The following is a 3321-nucleotide window of genomic DNA, read 5'->3' as shown; positions in this document are numbered from 1 at the left end:
CGTCAGCTATATTAGCTCACGCTTAACAATAATCTAACTATAACGGTACGTTTTTACTACAAATTTCAATTTGTAATAACAATCTCACGAATTGTTTTAACACGGATTTTTGCGGTGAATAATCACACAAGTGTCATTCAGCCGACACAAAGGAGTTACCATGATTGATGTTGTTGATCTGTCGCGATTGCAATTTGCATTTACAGCGATGTATCACTTCCTATTTGTTCCACTGACTTTAGGTATGGCATTTCTACTTGCCATTATGGAGTCAGTTTATGTAATGACTGGCAAGCAAATTTACAAGGACATGACTAAGTTCTGGGGTAAATTGTTTGGTATTAACTTTGCTCTTGGTGTAGCGACAGGCTTAACCATGGAGTTCCAGTTCGGTACTAACTGGTCATACTATTCTCACTATGTTGGTGACATCTTTGGTGCTCCGCTGGCTATCGAAGCGCTTGTTGCATTCTTCCTAGAGTCTACTTTTGTTGGTCTTTTCTTCTTCGGTTGGGACAGATTGTCAAAGCGTCAACACTTAGCGGTAACGTGGTTAGTAGCACTTGGTTCTAACTTCTCTGCGCTTTGGATCTTGGTAGCTAACGGCTGGATGCAAAACCCAGTGGGTGCAGAATTTAACTTTGAAACTATGCGTATGGAAATGGTGAGCTTCGCTGAAGTTGTACTAAACCCAGTAGCACAGGTTAAATTCGTACACACAGTAGCGTCTGGTTACACAACGGGTGCAATGTTCATCCTTGGTATCAGCTCATACTACATTCTTAAAGGTCGTGACCTTGCCTTTGCTCGTCGCTCTTTTGCGATTGCAGCATCTTTCGGTATGGCGGCAATCTTGTCAGTAATCGTGCTAGGTGATGAATCTGGTTACGAGCTTGGTGACGTTCAAAAAGTAAAACTCGCAGCGATTGAAGCTGAATGGCACACCGAACCGGCACCTGCGGCGTTTACCTTGTTTGGATTACCAAATCAAGAAGAAGGCAAAACCGACTTTGCTGTGAAAATTCCCTATGTGATGGGGATTATTGCAACGCGATCTTTGGACGAGCAAGTGACAGGGCTTCATGACTTGCGTGATCAACATTTAGTGCGTATTCGAAACGGTATTATTGCTTATGAATTGCTAGAGCGTTTGCGATCTGGCGATACCTCACATGAGACAGAGCAAGCTTTCGATCAAACCAAGCACGACCTTGGCTACGGCTTATTGCTCAAGCGATACACAGATACCGTGACTGATGCTACTGAACAACAAATCCAACAAGCAGCCGATGATTCAATTCCAACTGTGTGGCCTCTGTTCTGGTCATTCAGAATCATGGTGGGTTGTGGCTTCGTTATGTTGTTTGTTTTTGGCGCGGCTTTCTTACAAACCTACCGTAAAAACATTACTCAAAAGCCTTGGTTATTGAAGGCGGCACTTTGGTCAATTCCATTACCTTGGGTGGCAATCGAAGCTGGTTGGTTTGTTGCTGAATTTGGTCGTCAACCATGGGCGGTGGGTGAAATCTTGCCGGTTAACGTTGCTGCATCAGCACTGACTATTGAACAGCTTTGGACTTCTCTATTTGCAATTCTTGCACTGTACACAGTGTTCTTGATTGCTGAAGTTTACCTAATGCTGAAATTCGCACGTAAAGGTCCAAGTAGCTTAAAGACAGGCCGTTACCACTTTGAACAAAACGATAACTCTGTTGAAGACAAAGTTAGCCGTTCAGTCGAAGTATAAGTGAGGGAATATTATGTTTGATTACGAAAGCTTACGACTTATTTGGTGGGTATTGATCGGTGTTCTACTGGTTGGTTTCGCCGTAACTGACGGCTTTGACATGGGGGTTGCTGCTCTTTCACCGGTTATCGGTAAGAGCGACACTGAACGTCGTATTATGCTGAATACTATTGCCCCTCACTGGGATGGCAACCAAGTATGGCTAATTACGGCGGGTGGTGCATTGTTCGCTGCATGGCCATTGGTTTACGCAACGTCGTTTTCTGGTTTCTACTTTGCAATGTACGTGACGCTAGCAGCACTTTGGCTACGTCCACTTGCTCTTGATTACCGTTCAAAGATTGAAGAGCCAAAATGGCGTAAGGCATGGGACTACGCACTTTGCTTTAGTGGCACAGTTCCGCCAATCATCTTTGGTGTAGCATTTGGTAACTTACTGCAAGGTGTTCCATTCGAACTGAACTACCTGATGATGTCTAAGTATCATGGTACGTTCTTCGCTCTGCTAAACCCGTTTGCATTGCTATGTGGCGTGTTGGCTCTGATGTTGTTCGTGATGCAAGGTGCAACATGGCTTCAAATGAAGACAACAGAAGAACTGCACAGCCGCGCACGTAACGTTGCTCAGATCACTGGCCTAATTGCTATTGCTCTGTTCGTTATCGGTGGTTTCTGGGTTCAATCTATCGAAGGCTATGTAATTACAAGCACGATAGACACGTTTGCTGATTCAAACCCACTAAATAAAGAAGTATCACTTCAAGTTGGTGCTTGGATGACAAACTTCGAAACGTATCCAGCAATGTGGGCTGCGCCGATTCTTGGTGTAGTAATGCCACTACTTGCTGTGATTGCATCTCGCTTTGAGCGTGGTGGTTTCGCATTCTTGTTCTCAAGCCTATCTAACGCTGGTGTTATTCTAACGGCTGGTTTTGCAATGTTCCCATTCGTAATGCCATCAAGCCTGAACCCTAACCATAGTTTGACTATGTGGGATTCAACAGCAAGTGAGCTAACGCTTGGTCTTATGACTGGAGTTGCGGCGGTAATGGTTCCTGTGATTCTTGGCTACACAACGTGGACATACTACAAAATGTTCGGTCGTCTAGATAAGAAACACATCGAAGATAACGACGTTTCAGCTTACTAAGCTAGAAGTTAAATAACTTAGGAGAAATTTTATGTGGTATTTCGCATGGATTTTGGGTGTACTTCTAGCATGTGCATTCGGCATCATCAATGCTCTATGGTTAGAGCATTCAGAAATGATGGATAAAGACAGTGGGTAATCTCGCAGAGCAAATCGCTAAACTGCATCAACCAATGGATAAGACTCTGTTAAGAGCTTTATCTCTAGTATTGGGGTTCATGCATGTAGGTTTAGTGATGTGGGAACCTGAAGCGTATGCGACAAGCATCGGTGGCTTTAACGCGATCATCGGGCCAATGTTCATTTGGGCAGCATGTTCAAGCATGGTTTACGGTATCGGATTTAAGCCGAGAGCTTGGATGTGGCAACTACTGTTCAGCCCATACGTTTCACTCACAATTTTGCTCTACCTAACGGTGCTGCG

General features: G+C 44.2%; 4 protein-coding genes. All 4 read left to right on the top strand.

The genetic code is table 11. From position 1 onward, the window contains the following. The first annotated feature begins 160 nt into the window (after positions 1–160). A complete protein-coding gene (gene cydA, locus AB4653_RS18895; RefSeq protein WP_372104994.1) occupies positions 161–1747 on the top strand; it encodes a cytochrome ubiquinol oxidase subunit I in 1587 nt (528 codons plus the stop codon). Positions 1748–1760: 13 nt separating this feature from the next. Beyond that, the gene (gene cydB / locus AB4653_RS18890; protein WP_009846374.1) at positions 1761–2897 is read left to right on the top strand and encodes a cytochrome d ubiquinol oxidase subunit II; all 1137 of its coding nucleotides are present in this window, start codon (positions 1761–1763) and stop codon (positions 2895–2897) included. Positions 2898–2928: 31 nt separating this feature from the next. Further along, positions 2929–3036: a cytochrome bd-I oxidase subunit CydX gene (cydX, locus tag AB4653_RS18885; protein ID WP_372104992.1), complete on the top strand. Its 108-nt coding sequence runs from the start codon at positions 2929–2931 to the stop codon at positions 3034–3036. Then, the coding region (ybgE, locus tag AB4653_RS18880; protein WP_372104990.1) for a cyd operon protein YbgE at positions 3029–3321 on the top strand (293 nt) is incomplete at its 3' end. The genes cydX and ybgE, both read left to right, overlap by 8 nt.

The organism is Vibrio sp. 10N.222.48.A3 (assembly GCF_041475345.1).
Lineage (GTDB): Bacteria > Pseudomonadota > Gammaproteobacteria > Enterobacterales > Vibrionaceae > Vibrio > Vibrio tasmaniensis_A.
This window is presented reverse-complemented; position numbering and strand designations above follow the sequence as displayed.

Excerpts from the sequence above, each read along its gene's own strand:
- cydA (WP_372104994.1), top strand. The coding sequence starts at position 161 with ATGATTGATGTTGTTGATCTGTCGCGATTGCAATTTGCATTTACAGCG.
- cydB (WP_009846374.1), top strand. The coding sequence starts at position 1,761 with ATGTTTGATTACGAAAGCTTACGACTTATTTGGTGGGTATTGATCGGT.
- cydX (WP_372104992.1), top strand. The coding sequence starts at position 2,929 with ATGTGGTATTTCGCATGGATTTTGGGTGTACTTCTAGCATGTGCATTC.